The organism is Xenorhabdus miraniensis, from assembly GCF_002632615.1.
This window is the reverse complement of record NZ_NITZ01000009.1, coordinates 1-17,108: the sequence shown is the minus strand read 5'-3', so window position 1 is coordinate 17,108 and position 17,108 is coordinate 1. Positions and strand designations below refer to the sequence as shown.

At 46.4% G+C, this 17,108-nt stretch carries 20 protein-coding genes; 2 read left to right on the top strand and 18 right to left on the bottom strand.

Going from position 1 to position 17,108, the window contains the following annotated elements; translation table 11 throughout:
• Positions 1-169: 169 nt before the first annotated feature.
• Positions 170-529 carry a hypothetical protein gene (locus tag Xmir_RS10290; protein ID WP_099114289.1) on the bottom strand — a complete coding sequence of 120 codons (360 nt, stop codon included), beginning with the start codon at positions 527-529 and terminating at the stop codon, positions 170-172.
• Between the two features lie 242 nt (positions 530-771).
• On the opposite strand from Xmir_RS10290, the gene Xmir_RS10285 reads away from it, so the two are divergent.
• Positions 772-954 (top strand): YlcI/YnfO family protein, encoded by a 183-nt coding sequence (locus Xmir_RS10285; protein ID WP_099114288.1) that lies wholly within the window; start codon positions 772-774, stop codon positions 952-954.
• Between the two features lie 201 nt (positions 955-1,155).
• On the opposite strand, the gene Xmir_RS10280 is transcribed toward Xmir_RS10285, so the two are convergent.
• Both Xmir_RS10280 and Xmir_RS10275 read right to left on the bottom strand, forming a co-directional pair.
• The gene (locus Xmir_RS10280; RefSeq protein ID WP_099114287.1) at positions 1,156-1,365 is read right to left on the bottom strand and encodes a helix-turn-helix domain-containing protein; all 210 of its coding nucleotides are present in this window, start codon (positions 1,363-1,365) and stop codon (positions 1,156-1,158) included.
• A gap of 181 nt (positions 1,366-1,546) precedes the next feature.
• The gene (locus tag Xmir_RS10275) at positions 1,547-2,956 is read right to left on the bottom strand and encodes an integrase family protein (RefSeq protein WP_099114286.1); all 1,410 of its coding nucleotides are present in this window, start codon (positions 2,954-2,956) and stop codon (positions 1,547-1,549) included.
• Between the two features lie 416 nt (positions 2,957-3,372).
• Between Xmir_RS10275 and Xmir_RS10270 the strand changes: the two genes are divergently transcribed.
• A complete protein-coding gene (locus tag Xmir_RS10270; protein ID WP_099114285.1) occupies positions 3,373-3,735 on the top strand; it encodes a hypothetical protein in 363 nt (120 codons plus the stop codon).
• A 494-nt stretch (positions 3,736-4,229) separates the two neighbouring features.
• On the opposite strand, the gene Xmir_RS10260 is transcribed toward Xmir_RS10270, so the two are convergent.
• The 15 genes from Xmir_RS10260 to Xmir_RS10195 all read right to left on the bottom strand — a co-directional run bounded on the left by Xmir_RS10260 (position 4,230) and on the right by Xmir_RS10195 (position 16,985).
• Positions 4,230-4,646: a type II toxin-antitoxin system HicB family antitoxin gene (locus Xmir_RS10260; RefSeq protein WP_099114284.1), complete on the bottom strand. Its 417-nt coding sequence runs from the start codon at positions 4,644-4,646 to the stop codon at positions 4,230-4,232.
• Between the two features lie 55 nt (positions 4,647-4,701).
• The gene (locus tag Xmir_RS10255) at positions 4,702-4,875 is read right to left on the bottom strand and encodes a type II toxin-antitoxin system HicA family toxin (protein ID WP_099114283.1); all 174 of its coding nucleotides are present in this window, start codon (positions 4,873-4,875) and stop codon (positions 4,702-4,704) included.
• Positions 4,876-4,994: 119 nt separating this feature from the next.
• Entirely contained in the window at positions 4,995-6,632 is a 1,638-nt protein-coding gene (locus Xmir_RS10250) for a hypothetical protein (protein WP_099114282.1), read from the bottom strand.
• Positions 6,629-7,168 carry a baseplate complex protein gene (locus tag Xmir_RS10245; protein WP_099114281.1) on the bottom strand — a complete coding sequence of 180 codons (540 nt, stop codon included), beginning with the start codon at positions 7,166-7,168 and terminating at the stop codon, positions 6,629-6,631. Before Xmir_RS10245 ends, Xmir_RS10250 begins: the two co-directional genes overlap by 4 nt.
• Positions 7,140-7,868, bottom strand: coding sequence for a hypothetical protein (locus tag Xmir_RS10240; protein WP_099114280.1), 729 nt, complete (start codon positions 7,866-7,868; stop codon positions 7,140-7,142). The genes Xmir_RS10245 and Xmir_RS10240 overlap by 29 nt, the downstream gene beginning before the upstream one ends.
• Positions 7,868-8,482 (bottom strand): tail fiber assembly protein, encoded by a 615-nt coding sequence (locus tag Xmir_RS10235; RefSeq protein ID WP_099114279.1) that lies wholly within the window; start codon positions 8,480-8,482, stop codon positions 7,868-7,870. The genes Xmir_RS10240 and Xmir_RS10235 overlap by 1 nt, the downstream gene beginning before the upstream one ends.
• On the bottom strand, positions 8,482-10,521 hold the full coding sequence (locus Xmir_RS10230; RefSeq protein ID WP_099114278.1) for a phage tail-collar fiber domain-containing protein: 2,040 nt from the start codon (positions 10,519-10,521) through the stop codon (positions 8,482-8,484). The genes Xmir_RS10235 and Xmir_RS10230 overlap by 1 nt, the downstream gene beginning before the upstream one ends.
• A 12-nt stretch (positions 10,522-10,533) precedes the next feature.
• The gene (locus tag Xmir_RS10225) at positions 10,534-11,190 is read right to left on the bottom strand and encodes a phage tail protein (protein ID WP_099114277.1); all 657 of its coding nucleotides are present in this window, start codon (positions 11,188-11,190) and stop codon (positions 10,534-10,536) included.
• A complete protein-coding gene (locus Xmir_RS10220) occupies positions 11,183-12,367 on the bottom strand; it encodes a baseplate J/gp47 family protein (protein WP_099114276.1) in 1,185 nt (394 codons plus the stop codon). The genes Xmir_RS10225 and Xmir_RS10220 overlap by 8 nt, the downstream gene beginning before the upstream one ends.
• Positions 12,357-12,692 (bottom strand): DUF2590 family protein, encoded by a 336-nt coding sequence (locus tag Xmir_RS10215; RefSeq protein WP_099114275.1) that lies wholly within the window; start codon positions 12,690-12,692, stop codon positions 12,357-12,359. Before Xmir_RS10215 ends, Xmir_RS10220 begins: the two co-directional genes overlap by 11 nt.
• Positions 12,685-14,790, bottom strand: a complete 2,106-nt coding sequence (locus Xmir_RS10210) for a phage tail tape measure protein (protein WP_099114274.1) — start codon at positions 14,788-14,790, stop codon at positions 12,685-12,687. The genes Xmir_RS10215 and Xmir_RS10210 overlap by 8 nt, the downstream gene beginning before the upstream one ends.
• Positions 14,787-14,927 (bottom strand): DUF6890 family protein, encoded by a 141-nt coding sequence (locus Xmir_RS33325; protein ID WP_422646041.1) that lies wholly within the window; start codon positions 14,925-14,927, stop codon positions 14,787-14,789. Before Xmir_RS33325 ends, Xmir_RS10210 begins: the two co-directional genes overlap by 4 nt.
• A 50-nt stretch (positions 14,928-14,977) precedes the next feature.
• Entirely contained in the window at positions 14,978-15,247 is a 270-nt protein-coding gene (locus Xmir_RS10205) for a putative phage tail assembly chaperone (protein WP_099114273.1), read from the bottom strand.
• A 169-nt stretch (positions 15,248-15,416) separates the two neighbouring features.
• Positions 15,417-15,872, bottom strand: a complete 456-nt coding sequence (locus Xmir_RS10200) for a DUF2597 family protein (RefSeq protein ID WP_099114272.1) — start codon at positions 15,870-15,872, stop codon at positions 15,417-15,419.
• Positions 15,873-16,985, bottom strand: coding sequence for a DUF2586 domain-containing protein (locus tag Xmir_RS10195; protein WP_099114271.1), 1,113 nt, complete (start codon positions 16,983-16,985; stop codon positions 15,873-15,875).
• Between the last annotated feature and the right edge of the window lie 123 nt (positions 16,986-17,108).

The following is a 17,108-nucleotide window of genomic DNA, read 5'->3' as shown; positions in this document are numbered from 1 at the left end:
GGCAAGCACTATGTTTGCCCCGCGTTGGAACATCAACACCACAGGCAGGTAACAGGCTTTGCCAGTGATTTATGGCCGCGTTCTTCACGGTATGGATAACGTCTATCGGGCGGATGTTTTCACTACTTTGGTGGCTGTTATGTCCACGTGATGAGGTTTTCTTCATGATTTATTCCTCATAAACAGCCGCTTTAAGCGCATGATAAACGCCCTGATTGATATCACAGGCCAATGCAATCAGGTTATTCAAATCGATAGAACATTCATCCTTGGCTTTTTCAAGAATGACGTAGAATAAAGAGGTCGCCAGCTTTGTATTGTGCATGGCTTGAGACAGTGAAATAGGCGATCTGCGCTCGTATATTCTGACTATTTCAACATTGAGGGTTTCATCATCTGGCATACCGGCACTACGAATCCCCTTGGCGGCTTTTTCCGCACCGCGCAATGTCTTGTATTTGTAGCGGACAGTTGCTTTTTTTACCTTGCCTGTACGCTGATTTGTGGTGGTGACGATAATTTTAAACATGGCTTACCTCCTGAATGGAGATAAGGCACGTAGGATGAATTTTAGATAAATGGGCTTTGCCCTTTCTGGTTAGAAAGGTATATTGATACATAGCTACCTCGATACTGTGATTATCGTTGGTTGTTAGATGCCTCGTCGGTGTTCCAGCACTACGAGGCATTGTTATATTTTCAATCAAAGATTGCTTTAACAAGATATGGTAGTTACCATATTCGCGTTTATTATAAAGGTGGTAGTTACCAATGCAAGAGAAAAAAGAAAAAAAATCGTTTGATCGTTCAAGCAGCACAATGAAACATATTCGATTCGAAGATGAACTACTGGCACAAATAGATTTTGTTGCAGGAAAAGGCAACTTTAGCGCATGGGTTAAAGATGCCTGCCGCGAAAAACTTCTTAAGTTAGGCATAGAGTCAATAGGATGATATATAATGAAAAGAATCATAATGCTTTTAATTCTTGTTGTTACACTCTTAGTATTAGCCCGCCCTAACTTTATTTCCTCTATCATATGTGGAAAGAATGAAGGGGATATTTTTAGATCTTCCTGCGTTGATTTATTCAACAAATAAATCACACTGAGGATAGAATTTATTATTCTATCCTTTTTTTATTTTTCATATTTATTAAGATGTTTGGAAACGACGAGTTGAAATTAAATAGCCATCAAGGTCTGATTTAAAATAAATAACCTTACGGCCTATCTTATGATATGGAATTTTTTCTTTTCCAGTATGTGCCCAATTAGCAAGAGTTTGTGCAGTGACACCAAGATAAGCAGCGGCTTCTGATCTAGTGAGTTTTTCTAAAATTGCTGAGGTAGAATGTGTTTTCATTTTTATCACTATGTATTATGAGTTATCAATAGTGATAGATTACTTATAAATAACAAACTGAAATAGTCATTCACTTTGTACAATACAATGTACAAAAAAGGATAAAAATCACTCTACATTAGATCAATAACCGAACAATAATAAAGTTATAATTGTTCGGTTATTGACCAATCAATTAGTTTCAAGTTACTTGTTCTGATAATTGAAACAGAATTTTTCTCTTATCCTCATCACTCATTCCAGATAGCATAGAAACAATTTTTTGATCTAATGTTTTTGTATTCTCTATCAGGCCAGCATGTTCCAGTATGGCCTGTTCAATTTTTTTAGCGGGTTCCTGCAATTCATCAGCGCCAAAATGTAAATATCCTTGAGTAACGTCAGCACTACGCAATGTTCTATGATTCATCAAGCGCTTCAAAATATAGTTACCCACTCCCACCAGTTCAGCGACTGTACCGAACGTGCGGCGGGCGTCGTGCCATTTAAATGGTATCGGCTGGAGCATATCTAAATTTGGTTTAGGAACGGTAGCCTCACTAATACGATCAATGATGTGGCGACATTCTTTTATAGCACCTCTCAGACCAGGAAAAACAAAGTCCTGTTCTCCCTGTTTCATTGTCAAACGCCGACGAAACAAGTTTCTTAATGTTTCAGTAATGGGAAGTTCAAGTGGATCGCCATTTTTGGTTGTCTCTATCCAGAAATAGCGCCCGCCCATATTCACACGATCCCAAGTAAGGTTAAAAATTTCTGACTTACGTAATCCGGTAAACATAGCCATTTCAACCGCATCACATGCAGCGACTGCAACATCATCCCTTTCATTTTCGGCTTTTTCCCGAACAGTAGCTACAGCACCTAACCAACGTGCAAGTTCATGTGTTCGAATACGCTCAGTTTTTCTTACCGTGCCATGCCATTTACGTTTTGTGCTCAAAACGGCAGTAGGTGGATCAGGGAGTAGAACCCTTTCTTCTTCATCTCGATAATGATCATGGGCAAAACGATAAACAGCCCTTAATGACCTAGCCCATAAATCAGCCTGTGCTTTACTGCCACTACCCACACCTGCGCGTAATGTTGCTTTATCAGCACCAAACCAGACAGTACCATCTGTGATTGCTTTATGTCTGAGTTCAACACGTTCCCTGCTGATTGATGCTAGCGGTTGTTGCAGCCAATCACCGGAAAAGTTTTTTAGTATGGAACGGTATTGGTTGGCGGTTGTGGGCTTTAACCTATGTCCCCTGTTCGATATATAAGTTTCTAAAGCATCTGATAGTACCACTACCGCTTTTTCGTTAACGCGCTTTATTACATTAGGATTTTGGCCTGTAGTAGCAACCTCACCAAGAACTTCAAGCGCCTTTGCCCTAGCGTTATCAATAGATAGATCAGGAAATCGCCCTAATGTAGCGCGGATAAACTTCCCACTTTTCTTTCTGGAAATACAAAAACTCTTAACACCAGTCGTACCGATACGAATACGTAACCCGTTTACCAGTGTATCTCCATACTCAATTTGCCCATGCTCTGCGGGTGGCAGGCTTTCTAGTTTAGCTTTCGTAAATTTGAAAGTTTCCACATCTCCCCCTCTATATTAAAAAAGTGAGCATCCACTTTTCTATTTTTACCAAGATATTAGAGTATCCTGTGAATCGTTTTAAGGCTCTAGGATACCTATAGGATACCGTAGACAAGTATTTTAGGTTATTTCTGGGTATTTATACAGTGGTGATGAGGTTTATAATTAATTGAAAATTAACAATAAGTATAAATAAGTAAATTGTTATACCCAGCCTCATAATCGCTTGGTCGCTGGTTCAAGTCCAGCAGGGGCCACCAAATTTTAGCTGTTAAATCAGTATATTAAGCCACTTTTCAACAAGTGGCTTTTTTGTATCTGTGAGGCAGTGTCGCAAAAGTGTCGCACGAGATTTCCCTTAACCTACCTTCGTGCTCTTACCTCCCATATAAAAAATAGATAAGGATGTATCTACGATGGAAACAAAAATTACCCCTAAATACACTTCGCTCTATTGTGATATTTCTTTGGATCTGCAAGATGAGTTTGTAGCCAGATGTAAAGAGGCTGGAATACATGCAGGGATTCCCTTATGCTTTTCAACTGAACCTAAAACATTTGTTAGCATAATTCACGATGGATTAGTTAAAATAGCACCAGCACTATTAAGGATAATGAAAATGTTTACCCAAGAACGGAATATCAAAATTGAGGTATCTAAGGATAGCACTCTTATCGATTTGAAAGGGCTATCAACCGAAGATGCGATAAAAGTTATCGAATCCGCTTATGCAATCAGAGTCGTACACGCAGAAGAAGATAACTCACCGAAGCAATAAATTTCAGTTTCTCTTCTCTTGCAAAGCCGTACCACCCCTGAATCTTTTAACATGATGCGGCTTAGTCTTGTGAGCTAACAACCTGACGTAAAATATAATTTTTCATTTATTATCATGGTATTGCTATTTTACCCGTGATCCTCTTTTGATCCAAAAACTGAAATTCCCTGAAAATTCTTTCACCCTTTTCATTTTGCGATTGCGCTGACACCGCCAGTACTGGCGCGGTCTGACGGGTTGCCTTGTAGGATTTTAAAACTGAAATAATTTTTTGATCCAAAACGTGCAGGCGGGTGCGGTGTAGTGCGTTTTACGTCAGGTTTACGTTTATTTCGTGGGGATTGTGCAGCATGGGCGCGACGCAGCAACGCGATCCAAATTAACCGCAGCGGTCAATGAATTGATAAGTGAATGGCGCTGTGTGCGTCTGGTTGCGTTTTATGAGGGCATGAAAAAGGCCACGGTTTAACGCAGCCTCTTCATGGTGATCTTTGTTACTCAATAGACAACGTTAATTGATGCCCAATAGCGGTTGCCGCCTTAGCCACCGTATCAATCTTGGTCGAATGATGTAAGTCAAAGATACGGGTCACTTCCTGCTTTTTCACCCCCATACGGTTGGCTAACTCAATTTGCGTTAATTTGGAATCGACAAACGCATTGAGCATCAGCACCTTAGAGGCAACACTTAAGGGTACCTCGACATAATCCTCATCTTGCCCCACGGGATGAGGAAGCGGGATTTTTTTATTATCTTCAAAATAAAATTCAAAGGACGTGATTAGCGCATCAAGTGCCATCTCCAGCGCTTCTTCCCGTGTATCCCCTTGGGTTAAGGCTTCGGGGATATCCGGGAACGAGACGAAATAACCGCCCTCTGCGACTGGCTCTAATATTACGGGATATCGCATAGTCTTTGATGGTGAAGCCTGTGCGAGAACCCGCCTCCAAAGAGACGGGTTTTTATTACAATCCTAACTGCTTAATGATTGCTTTCCTCAGTGGCTCTTTAATCTCTTGGCTGGGGTGCCTTGGCATGACGCTGTGCTTCCCCTTGTATCTCAGTTTCAGATGGTTCGTCCCGTTTGAAACATCGACGCCCTGAGCTTCCAGCCACCGCCTGAACTCGCTTTGCTTCACCACTCCTCCATTCTGTTGAACATGCTATTATAGTAAACATTAATGCTTACCATGTCAACATTTTTGTTTACTTTATTAGAGAGGTAAAAATAAACCCCGCCGAAGCGAGGTTGATTAATTTAGCCAATCACAGGCGAATACTTCTGTTTCAGCCCATCGGATTTATAAGCCGTGTTCCTGATGGCGCTGGCGTTCTCCGGTGTGCCTGTATTGTGATGAGTGTGGGCGGCAGTCAGTTCCGCCAGTTCCCTGACTACATCCAGCGTGTCTAACATCAGGGTCATAACATTAATTTGCTGGCTGCCCACCCAGACCACAGGCGCGACTATCTCTTGCTTGGCCCCGGCGATGCTCTGCTTAAGCAGACCGATTTTTTCTATCAGCTTTTGCCCGACTTCAATATTGGCTTCTTTCCCCACACTAGCAACAAAGTTTGATGAGGTTGCGATGCAGTAATCTCCGTCGGCAATGTGCCGGACAGCGCCCGCCAGTAGGGTAGACGTTCCCAAGACAGTAGCTTTATCCGTGGCCTGTACTGTGGTTTCCCGTGCAACCACAGTGCGCGCTTCCGTGTCTGCCTTGACGACGCGATGCATGGAAGATTCATTAATGGTCTGGTCAGTCTGCCTTATCCAACTGCCCTCCTGTGTCACCCGCTGTGAGACTTCCGCCCGCTGCTGCTGCAACTGTTCACCGGGCTTAATATCCGGCAGGGTGTTGCCCTGACTTAAGGTCTGGCGGATAAAGGGTTTATCCGGTCGTCCGCCCTCAAACGCGATTTCAACTACTGTGCCGATGGGCGGATACTGGAACATGCCCGATTCACCGCCTGCCATCGGCAGAGGCAAAGGAACAGCGCGATAAACCGGGGCGGCGGCGTCTTTACCGTCAGCATCCAGCAATTGCACATCCACCGCATAGCGCGGCCGGAATGGATCGGAAATATCACCGCTGGCCGTGTTTTCGGTGTGGGCTTCAATGCGGGCAAACTGAGGCAGATGCAGCCCGGCGGATAATTCTGGGTAGGCGGCATTAATCTGGCGCTGGGCGGGGGTTTTGTTCTCCGTCTGGCCTTTCGGCTGCCATGTGATAGCCATGTTTTCATTCACCAGATTGACCTTGGTCAGCCGCTGTTGGTTGACCACAAAACCGGGGCGCAGGGATTGGATCATGGGAATGGTCATGGCATTGCCTGCCGACTGGCTCTGGCTAAACTCATTGGGGATTTCGGCGGGCTTGCCCTGAAACAGCGAATGCGCCCAGCTGCCGACATACACCGAACCGTCCGGCAACTGGTGCCAGATATAGTCCTCAATGGCAAAGAGTTGTCCCAGACTGCCCAGTAACTGATTACCCGTGCCGTTATGGGTATAATGCGGGATGGGTTTCTCGGTATAAGGCGCGTCCGGTAAGGTGAATGTCAGTCCGCTGTGTGCCTGCAACCACTCCACCATCTGGCGCAAAGTCGGGTGCTGAAACGAACACGGCCACGGGCGGTCAAACACGCCGACCAGCTCACGCACAAACAGACGCTGATAACCGTTCTGGGCAGGCTGTGAGCGTTCCACATAGCCCGTAAACCAGCGCAACAACAAATCGGTATAACCCACATCGAGGCGCACCAGCTTTCCGGTGTAATCGGTGGTGGTTTCTGCCGTGATAAAGCCCCGGCCACAGGCTGACAGTTCCAGCATAAGATTGGCATCCACCAAATGGATTTCATCATTGGACAGATAAAGCCGGTTAATCGGTTTCATGCTTTTGCTGGCCCCAATCTGTCGTTTATTGGCTTAAGCCAGTTCTCTTCAAACCAACTGAGTTTTTCATCCCCTTCGGCTAACGACTCTCCCGGCTTCGTTGTTTGTTTTTTCGCGTTAATCTGACCCATTGAGCGGGCATCGCGTTTTTCAGACACGGATAAATGTTCCCGCAGGGTAAACGTGACCTGCCATGCCTGCTTACCGTCCAGCTTGCTGGCGTCAATCGTGCCCGTAAACGTACCGATGCGAAAGTTAATGGCCTGCGCGGTCAGGTTAGCAACCCGGTAGCGTTTCAGGTTGCCGTTGTCTTTGGCTTCCGCCAGGGCAAACAGGCGTGACAGGGTTTTCTGTTCGGTAAAGGGGATAATGCCCGTGATACGGAGTTCCTTCGGCTTGATGCCCTGTTCAGCAACCGCTGTGCTGGATGACTGGCCGCTTTGGTCGCTGTCCTGAAACATCATCGAGGGCGTGACGGTCAGACTTTTTAACGGAATGGCCTCGCCATCAAGGGCGAGGGTGATAATCTGGCTCATGGTGTAGCATCCTTTCTAGTGGGCTGATGTCATTCCCGACAAACAGCGTGGCCAAGGTATAAATCGCGTCCGGCTCCGGGATGCCCTTACGCATCTGTTCGGCCAGATGGGCGCCGTGGCCTGTTCCGGTGAATGTCCAGACGCTGGCCGATTTTCCCATTGCGCCCGTCAAGGCATCCGTGACCTGCTGCAAGGCGTTCTGTCGGGCGGTGGTAAATCCGTTTAACTGGGATTTTAAACCCGCCAAACTGCTGCCCGCGCTGGCCTGTGCCTTGGCCTGTTCAATTAATTGTGCATTAACCACCAAGCGACTGGTTGTGGTTGACAGCGGCTGGGGCAGCGGTAAACCACCGCCCTGTGGCGCAGGCAATTGCATTTTGGTGATCGCCAGACTCTCGGCGGTTTTTGCCATGCGGGTGACCTGCGCAAACACCGGCAGCGGCAACACGGATGAAAATTGTGTCAGGTTCTGCATAAATTCATCATGGCTCTTGGCGCAGATCATCAGGACAACGGCGTTCAGGTTCCCGGCACCCATCAGTTTATTAGACAGATAATGAATGGCGTTGGTTGGGCTTAAATAACTGCCGCTGTCAGTTTGCTGCCCGATACCGTAAATAAACGGGTGTACGGGGACGATGGCGGCGGAGATCCCCGATAGGTTCGGGGACAGTTGCAGGGTTTTACGTTGCCAGTGCATTATTTTGGCTGCTCCGGCCAGTGGATATCAGGCGCATAACAATCGATATCGGCGAGTTTAACACTGTAAATTTCCCATTCCCGTAATAGAATGGCCTCTGTTTCAGTCAATACGCCCAGCCGCTTTTTACGCTCTAACAGAGAAATTTGTTGCTCCGCATCATGCAATAATGACTGGCATTGGATTTCAGCTTGTTGTATTCCATGCTGACGCTGTGCAGTTGTATCTGTTATCCATTTTTTTCCATTCCAGACATCAAACTCTGTTTTGGGTTTTAAAAGCGTTAATTCCGGGGGCAACTGTCCAAGTTGCAGGATAGCTTTCGGTTCTCTGGTCTTAATGTGATAAGCCGTTTTTCCACGATAATCCGGTACATGTACCCATGACTGGCCATCAGGATGGCGACAAACGGCAATATTATCTGATTTGGGTATTTCTGGTTCATCCAAATATGCACCAGCGGACAGGCTGACACCCATCACTGTGCGCTCCATATCAGCACAGAGATATTCCCCTGTTTCAGTGTTAGCACGATAAACCCTTATCCAACCGTTAGCCGTTGCAAAACCCTGTTCATTAAATTCTGTTATTTTAATATTCGTTGTATATTTCATTATGCTGCTCTCACAATATATAAAAAGGCGATGTTACGGGGACGGGTTTCATTTCCCACAGCACCGTTATTTGTAAAACCATCAAAATCACTGCCGTCATTCGTAATCGGCAAAGGTTGCTTACCATCATCACTATATGACCCTGAATATCCCCATTGTGTAGTAATACCAAAACGCCCTCCTGCTCTGCCACCATGTCCCCCTACATGAGCATGATACTGAACCTGTTGATTTTGCCACGATAAAGCCCCACGACTAGGATCAACCCCCCGAAAGTTATCCAGGCCTCGGATAAATTCACCACGCAGATCGGGCAGTTGTCCCGCAGGATAGGCTTCTGCTAATTTAGGGTATCCCGATTTATCAAAACGCTGACCATTACATTCAAAATATCCTGCGGGGGTATTAGCATGAGGCCAAGGCAGGGGAACGCCGACAGGAATATTAATGTCGTCTAATGTTGCTAACAGGCCGTTTTTTTGCGGTGTACCCACGGTATAACGGCGGTTACCATCAGGATCATTCGCCCAAATGGATAGAAATTTTCCTCGGGAGCCTTCTATTCCTACTTTATGACCGTCTGACGATTGGAATATCATTCCCGGCCAGAGGCCATTGTTATTAATATGAAGAGCGCCTACCTGTGCAGTTGCGTTACTGTGGTAAGGTAAGTATTTGTTATCCGTTTCAGATTTAGTATAGCTCTCCCCTTGCAAGGCATAATTACCCGCAGGATGATATCTGCCATCTGACTCAGTTTTGGTATAACACTGCGAATTGATATCGTCTAATGTCGCTAACTTGCCGTTTTTTTGCGGTGTACCTATGGTGTAACGACGGTTGCCATCAGGATCATTAGCCCAAATGGATAGAAACTTTCCTTGGGAGCCTTCTATTCCTACTTTATGACCGTCTGACGATTGGAATATCATTCCCGGCCAGAGGTCATTGTTATTAATATGAAGAGCGCCTACCTGTGCAGCTGCGTTACTGTGGTAAGGTAAATATTTGTTATCAGACTCCGATTTTGAATAGGCATCCACATCATGTGCAGTCAAATTGATATCATCCGTTAACGATTTTCCGTTGATTTTTCGGCTATTAGGAACCGCGTTATGATTGACGGCAGTTAATGCTGCATTGGTGGCATAATCACGCTTAATCTTACCAAGCTCTTTATTGAGATCCGCAATATCCCGGTCGCTTAATGTTCCTTGACTGCGCAAATCTGTCACATCACCATTCCCATCAACACTGGCGATAGCAAACACATAATGCGGATACCCCGCTGCATCCACATAGTTTTTCATGTCATTGGCAACAGTAATTTTCACCACGGTTTTCCACTGGCTCACCAGATTGCCCTGATAGCTAAAATCCGCATACACACGGGTATTACGCATATAGCTCAAGGTCTGGTCATATTCCAGCACCCCACGCAGCCCGCCGACATAGGCCAGCCCTTTTTTTACCGTGTATTGGTCACCATTGCGGATCACTGCAAAGCTATCCCCAAAAAACGCCGCCTCGCCGTAGCTGTCGGTATTAATCAGGCGCTGCATGTCATCCATACCCGTCAGACGCGCAGTAAAATCAATCTGCCACGTTTCTGCCGTGGTCGTGATGGCGGTCTCTTTGGCTGCACCTTCAAATTCCAGCAGGAAAGAGCGGGTCAGGACATTGCCCTGCAAGCCGTTGGCGGTCTTGATTTTCTTCTGGGCTGGCGCATGGGTGATCATGCCTATAATGCCGGAAGCCTTATTAATCAGGCCAATCCAGTTAAAATCAAAGTTCCCGACTTCGGTTCCCAGTGTGACGCTGTAAGCCACGGCGTTCTCACTGGCAAGGCCTGTCTTGTTCACGGCCTGACGATGCACAATGTGATTGGCCGCGGGCAGTTTCTCATCACGGCTAATGGCCTGAGACGGATCAAGATTCGGCACATAGGCAAACACAAACTCATCCAGCACCACCGGATTACCTGCGGCGGTTTGCTGTGCCTTCCATTTTTCAAAGTCCAAGGTTATGACGGAGGACATTTTTTTATTTCCTTATAATGAAGCACCGTAAGTCACGTTCGGTGCGCTGCTTTCCTTGAGGCGGGCACTGTCACAGACGGCAACGCCCACGATATGCCCCACTTTTAATAATAATGGCGGGGTCGGAATGGCAGCGGCATAAGTGCAATACTCGGTGCCCACGCTGCCAACCCGCATCAGCAACTGATTTTTGGCGATCACTTCAAAACGGTAGCGGCGGCAGGTGCGGCCATACTGACGGATGATGTTCATCAGCAAATCAGGGTTAGCCGCTATCTGGCTGTCGCTGAGGCGCAGGATAATCACATCCCAGTCAATGTCTGGCTGGCGTTCGTTGATTTCCACATAGCCAATCCCCAGACGGTCAAAGATGGCAATAAACCCGGCCACACTGCCCGCATCTCTGGCGTTGATAAAGGCGTACTTCACCCGCTTGCGAAACAGCGGCAACGGTTCACCGTTAAAGCGCTGGATATCCCGCTGATAGGCCAGTACCGACAACAGCGCCTCGGAACAGGTTTCCGCGTCCAGTTGCGCCAGCGGCCATTTCAGCCAGTCATATACACCTGACCAGAATGTCCGCGCCGCGCCCAACAGTTTGGCGGGTTCCCCCTTGTTCATCCATGACGGCAGCGCCAGCCGGGTCAGGCGTTCCCTGAACTCAGACATTTTTCACCTCCACCGTCAGCGATTGCAGCCGGGGCACACTCAGCTCACTGAGAATGTCCGCCAATGAAAAGGTCAGTGACTCAATCTCGCTGAACTCACGGTGAATTTCCCGCCCCAAGTTGGAGAAAGAAAAACGCGAGTACGGCCAGGTCTTCTTCACCGGATAATCCGTATTTTCCCGAAAGGCGCAGCGGACAAGATTGGCGACATCCGTTTTCAGTGCTGCTATCTGTTCCTGACTGTAGTTGGCCAGATTGACCACAAACAGCGTCACGGTCAGTGCATGATGCGTTTCCGGCATCGGCAGGCACTGCATATCATCGCCATGCCCGTGATGCCCCTGATTGGTGATGTAATCGTTCACCGCCTCAATAAAAGGCTGGCTGGTCACCCCAGAATCCAGCAACAGATAGGCGTTGGCGGTGCCTGCCCCACGGGGTGCATCATGCAGGAAGAAGATGCGGTCAATGCTTAAGCCCGCCACGGCCGCAATCATGCCCCGATACACCGCATCGGTATGATAATTACCGACTAAGTTGTATTGGTTGCGGCAACGGTCACGCAGATCATCGTCAGATTCTGCATCTGCGCCGGGCGTCAGTAACCAACCCTCTTCATTCTGCACCCGCTCAATACCGGACACCGCCACGGGCAGGATACGAAAATAGCCGGGCGCAAGGTTGAATGCACCGCCTGCACTTTCTGCGGCCACGGGCAGCAAGGCACTGGCAACCCCATCGGCCATCACCACGCTTTCCGTGGTGCTGACCCGGTAGATTTCGCCATTGATGCGTTCAGTCTGGATCACTGTTCCGGCGGGCACGGTGACCGCCGATGCCCCGGCCGCTTTGTAAAAACGGATCACACCCTGAGCGGCAGAAGCTGGCTTGCGTTTCAGGTTCACGCCCCATGCGAACATATCCAGCCATGCGTCCGATGCCGTCGCCAGATACATATTTTTCAGGGTGACGTTGATTAATGCCTCTTTCAGCCACAATACCGGGCGTGTGACGATGGTGTTAATCAGCCGCCAGAACGGGGACATGCGCGAGGTGTTGGTGATCAGCCCGGCTTCATCCACAACGTTGGCGAAAACCTTGCTGATTTCGGTTTCCGTAGTCGGCATTCCGCTATCACGCAGCACTTTTTCGTAGTCAATTGTTGGTTTAGTTTCCATTGCCCACGCTCACATTAATTTGACCAAAATCGTAAGTTTCAGCCGTGATCCATAACTTAGTTAGCGATTCTTCATTGATGCTGACCGTCCCCGGAATAATCCGCTCATCGTTTTCAATCAGAATCACTATCTGTGTGTGAATATCTGCCCGTAATGTCGGGCTTCGTTCAGCAATTAAATTCGTTGCTAATCCACTTTCGATAATTGCGTGAATACAATCCTGACCAATAGAAGTACGGTTATTACAGAGTTGCGGTTCATTTCCTGAATTAAGCGTGAAATCGCGCTCATTAATTAACAAATCAATATATTTAGGCTTATCCATAAGTCACTTGCTCCCATTCCGTTAATTGATCCGGTGTCATTCCGTTGGCAATATTAAACGTCACGCTTTCGATACGTCGGCTGTTATCATTAATAGTCTGTGAATTACCCGCTACTTCGTTAATCAGGCCATTTCTATTAATACCCAGTTTATTTCCACCGGTTAATACACCCGTCGTTTCTGGCGGCTTAATTGCTTGTACTGGTTGGGGCATAGATTGAGGTTGCCCCTGCAAAATGCTATTGGATTGAGTTATCAGTTTCTGGGTATTTTGTCCCATGCCCATATTGGAAACCGTTGCCTTTGCCATTGGCTCGATGGCTGTTTTCTCAATGGTTTTAGTTTCAATGTTAACGCCTGGGATGTGATTTAATGTCTCAACAATACCGTTATAAATACCGTTAAATGACCCTAACAACCAATCCCATAACTCACTGAAAATATTACCAACACTATCAATCATGCTGGAAAACGTATCTACCAATGAAAAATTACTGAACCAGTTACACAGATTATTCCAGCCATCAGCAATCCAATTCCAGACCTTTCCAAATACGTCACCAACCCATTCCGCAGAAGCCGCTAAAACCTTAAAGGCAGCCGTATTCATAATCGCTGCTTTGATTTCATCCCAATTCTGAATCAGTTTATAAATGCCATAGGCCAGCAACGCGATAGCAGCAATAATCAACAATATCGGCCAGCTCATAAAACTAAATGCCACTCCTGCCAACATAGCTGCCACACGGATAACCAGTAATGTTCCTTGTAATATTCTCAGAGCAACACTAAATGCTATGATGGCCGCTTTATAAAGCCAGACCGCTGCCGTTCCCAATTTCATGATCAAGGTAAAAACCACCATAACCCCTCTCACGCCAACCAGAATAAATTTAGAAACTCCCATCACAATATTGGCCACAGCACCGACAACGGAAAAGTTCATAATTGCAAGCACGATATATCCAATCCAGCGGGCGATATTGGGAAATAATTTCAGCCAGCGCACCAATACTTGACTGGTGTCAGCGAGCCAATTGACCAAGAGTTTTATGACAGGCAGCAATTCTAGGCCAATTAGAATATGAAGGTTCTCCCAGATTGCCTGTAATCGCTCCCACGGATCAGCCATTTGTGCCGCCATTTCACGGGTACGCTCCATTCCATCATTCGCACCCAGTGCTGCCATGTTCTTGTTTAACACATCAACATCGTTGAAAAGTGCTTTGACCACGACAGCAGAACCACCGAATGCCGCTTCAATCTCAGCTTGAGCTTTCAGGTTACCTTCAATGCTCGTGCCATATTTGGCCTGTAGTTGCGCCAACATTTCCGGCATAGAGAGCATCTGACCAGAAGCATTGACGAAACTTAATCCCAAACTTTTCGCACCACCCGTTGCAACCGATAAAAAAGCCTCATACGCTTTGCTGGCATCGCCTCCCAATGTGCTCTGTAATTGTCCCAATACGGCCAACTGTTCATCGATCCCCACGCCGAAGTTTGTGCTTGCTTTGCGGGCACCTTCCAGCAGTGCTGTCATTTCCGGCATACTGGTGCCAAATGTTTGCGCCATAAAAACAGCCTTACCTGATAGCTCTTCAGCAAATTGAAGGTGCCCTACAGATTCAGCATGGTCGGAAAACATGGAAAACATTTTCCCCATATAGTTCGCCACATCCGTTGAACTGGTTTTCAGAGCGACAGCAGTGGTGTTGGCTATCTTGGTCATCTGGGGCAATTCTGTTTGCTCCAGCCCTTGCACCGCCTTGTTGATTTCCGTCGCTGATTTCACAAATTCAATGGCCGACTTGCCATACTGTGAGCTAAAGGTCATCGAGTCTTTGGCGATTTTTGCCATGACCCCGCTATCCATTCCCTGCAATGAGGCCGATTTCAAGGCATCATCCATTTGAACCGCGGGTTCAAGGAAGCTATGAGTTGACCAGAATGAATCAGCAATTGTTTGCCCACCCGCTGAGATTTGTCCAAATGCCTTTTGTGATCGCTCAGAAAGGTCAGTAAGTTCCGTTTTTAAACTGGCAATGGGCCGTGTGATTTCACCAATCAGACTTTGTATAAAACTTACATGACTCATGGCTCACCTTTTAACGCCAATGCAATTCCATTTGCAGTTGAAATACGCATATATTCCCAATATCGATTATCCAGCCAAATTGCACGGGCTAAATTTTCTGTATCATCATTCTCATTTGGTAAATAATGACGACGCAATGTTAAGGCTTGTTCGAATAAACTATTCTCTATAGCCTTAACCCTTGCATTTAGTTTTTTATTTCAATTTCCAATTTTGGTGCATATTCGGAATTGATTTTTTCAACCAATTGCATTGCTGCACCCGGGATCTGCAACACTTCATCAAGTGCAGATTTAGACGCTGGCTGAACAATACGGCGCAAATAAGTGACGATCGGCACGATCTTATTGTCCATCGTCATGTCATTGATCATATTATTATAAGCAATAATATTTGGCTCAAATTTAATTTCATCTCCACCAATGATTAAAGTGACAATTTTATTTTCTTTAGCCATGATTAAATTCCTTTATTTTATATTTTCCATAAATCTATTTTTAGATAATTTCTGGTAAACATCTTCCCTGATGTAATGAGTCGCCTACGCATATTAATGCAATAAGAATTTCCTCATATCCTTCCATGAATACCTATATCCTGCATTTTGACATTGACTGAATATCTATTTATCCAATCAAATTGCGAGTGAGTTCTGCTTCCAAATAGGGAATACCATTGATACGCACAAAATCAGGTGAGGTAACAACAAACTTCACTTTATGTGTCATTACACTACCACCTTTGGGATCAACATCCAGAATATCGCTGAGGATCAGTTTGCAACCATAAGCCTCAACTTTCATTTCTTCGTTGCCTGCTTTGGCATACCACATCAAATCAACCGGCTGAATACCTCTCCATGAACCTGCCGCACGTGCTTTGGCCGTCACGATATCCAGATATTTGGTGCTGAGTTCAATTTCCCCTTCTGCCGCTACATCACCGGAGATATAGCCATCCGGCACGCCCTGAGTCTGCGCTGCTGCGGTATTGTCAGTAATAGACAGATTGACCTTTTCAGCATGAACCAGATCTCCATCCATATTAAAATCGACCGATTGGCCGGAAATACGCTGGCTCATTTAGTTCCCTCCCAAATCCAGCAGTAAACTCGCCGTGATCCCTTTAGGGCATTCATAGGTGCGAATGGTGATATAAATTTCTACCGTGTTTTTATTACGCCATGTGATGACAACGTCACCATCCTGAGGTGATTTTACTTCCCCCGGGAATGTCACACCGTTAATTTCGGTACTACGAGACATCTCACGCAAGGTGCGAGCGAAATACGCTTGATGCGTCGCAATACTGCCCGGTGTACTATTTAAACTACGGTTAGCAATTTTCGCGATAGCCTGTAAACGTACACGACGCGCAACTTTATCTACGACACGCAAGTTTTCGATGCTTTGGTAATCCCCGCCTTCCACATCCAATGTGCGGCCATCCGACCAATACATACCGTCATAATCGGGATACCACATCGGTACACTAAGGCGCAGTTTTTCCAGTGCCTGTAGCGTGGCTAAATCAATCTGCTTCCCTTCTCCATCAAGCGGAAAATCCGTTTTTCCCAAGTCCATCAACGGCCCTGTTTGGACACGTGCCGGACTGTCTGCTACGGTTACAGAGCGATTGCACAGACGACCTGCCAACACACCCGCTTCATTTCCCCACAGTGATGGCACTAATTGAACCGAAGCTATGGCTTCACCTTTTTGCAGCTCAGCCAAGCGGGCAACATAATCTGCCCAGCTTTCTTTTGGCTGTGTTCCCTCAACAGACAAAATAGCCCACTGCCAACGTCCAAACTTGGCAATAGTATTTGCCCGCAAGGTTTGTGCTGCTTTGATAACAGCTTTAGTCGCACCAACCGTCAGTACATAACCCTCAACACTGGCAATATGCTGTGCTGCTGTCACCGCCTCGATAAAGGCCAATTCATCTGCTGATTCTGATAAGACATGAACATAACCAGACCAGTTTTGCCCTGCGTTCGCCATCGCCGCCAGTACGTTACGTTTCAACGCGGTATCCGCTGCTCCCAATACGGAATCAAAATCCGTCTGAGTATTCACGGAAATAGTTTTGCCAACGTTGGTTTTTCCTGTTCCAACAAAGAGCAATACCCGCTCAATTTCCTTTGATTCGCCTTGCAGTTGGTTAACTTGGTTAACCTGAACATGTGGCCACATAACTTATTCCTTTATTTATACCCGTGTCCCGTCCTAAATAAAGTTGACACTTTCCTTCATCTCTTTAGGAGAGTGTTATGAAATCAGAAAGTAAACGTACCCAGTGTGATTATTCATTGGCTT

What these genes read in the sequence shown, in the direction of transcription:
- Xmir_RS10215 (WP_099114275.1), bottom strand. Translation starts at nt 12,692, where the DNA reads ATGGATAAGCCTAAATATATTGATTTGTTAATTAATGAGCGCGATTTC.
- Xmir_RS10210 (WP_099114274.1), bottom strand. Translation starts at nt 14,790, where the DNA reads ATGAGTCATGTAAGTTTTATACAAAGTCTGATTGGTGAAATCACACGG.
- Xmir_RS10270 (WP_099114285.1), top strand. Translation starts at nt 3,373, where the DNA reads ATGGAAACAAAAATTACCCCTAAATACACTTCGCTCTATTGTGATATT.
- Xmir_RS10235 (WP_099114279.1), bottom strand. Translation starts at nt 8,482, where the DNA reads ATGAAATATACAACGAATATTAAAATAACAGAATTTAATGAACAGGGT.
- Xmir_RS10245 (WP_099114281.1), bottom strand. Translation starts at nt 7,168, where the DNA reads ATGAGCCAGATTATCACCCTCGCCCTTGATGGCGAGGCCATTCCGTTA.
- Xmir_RS10250 (WP_099114282.1), bottom strand. Translation starts at nt 6,632, where the DNA reads ATGAAACCGATTAACCGGCTTTATCTGTCCAATGATGAAATCCATTTG.
- Xmir_RS10240 (WP_099114280.1), bottom strand. Translation starts at nt 7,868, where the DNA reads ATGCACTGGCAACGTAAAACCCTGCAACTGTCCCCGAACCTATCGGGG.
- Xmir_RS10225 (WP_099114277.1), bottom strand. Translation starts at nt 11,190, where the DNA reads ATGTCTGAGTTCAGGGAACGCCTGACCCGGCTGGCGCTGCCGTCATGG.
- Xmir_RS10290 (WP_099114289.1), bottom strand. Translation starts at nt 529, where the DNA reads ATGTTTAAAATTATCGTCACCACCACAAATCAGCGTACAGGCAAGGTA.
- Xmir_RS10230 (WP_099114278.1), bottom strand. Translation starts at nt 10,521, where the DNA reads ATGTCCTCCGTCATAACCTTGGACTTTGAAAAATGGAAGGCACAGCAA.
- Xmir_RS10205 (WP_099114273.1), bottom strand. Translation starts at nt 15,247, where the DNA reads ATGGCTAAAGAAAATAAAATTGTCACTTTAATCATTGGTGGAGATGAA.
- Xmir_RS10195 (WP_099114271.1), bottom strand. Translation starts at nt 16,985, where the DNA reads ATGTGGCCACATGTTCAGGTTAACCAAGTTAACCAACTGCAAGGCGAA.
- Xmir_RS10220 (WP_099114276.1), bottom strand. Translation starts at nt 12,367, where the DNA reads ATGGAAACTAAACCAACAATTGACTACGAAAAAGTGCTGCGTGATAGC.
- Xmir_RS10285 (WP_099114288.1), top strand. Translation starts at nt 772, where the DNA reads ATGCAAGAGAAAAAAGAAAAAAAATCGTTTGATCGTTCAAGCAGCACA.
- Xmir_RS10280 (WP_099114287.1), bottom strand. Translation starts at nt 1,365, where the DNA reads ATGAAAACACATTCTACCTCAGCAATTTTAGAAAAACTCACTAGATCA.
- Xmir_RS10200 (WP_099114272.1), bottom strand. Translation starts at nt 15,872, where the DNA reads ATGAGCCAGCGTATTTCCGGCCAATCGGTCGATTTTAATATGGATGGA.
- Xmir_RS10260 (WP_099114284.1), bottom strand. Translation starts at nt 4,646, where the DNA reads ATGCGATATCCCGTAATATTAGAGCCAGTCGCAGAGGGCGGTTATTTC.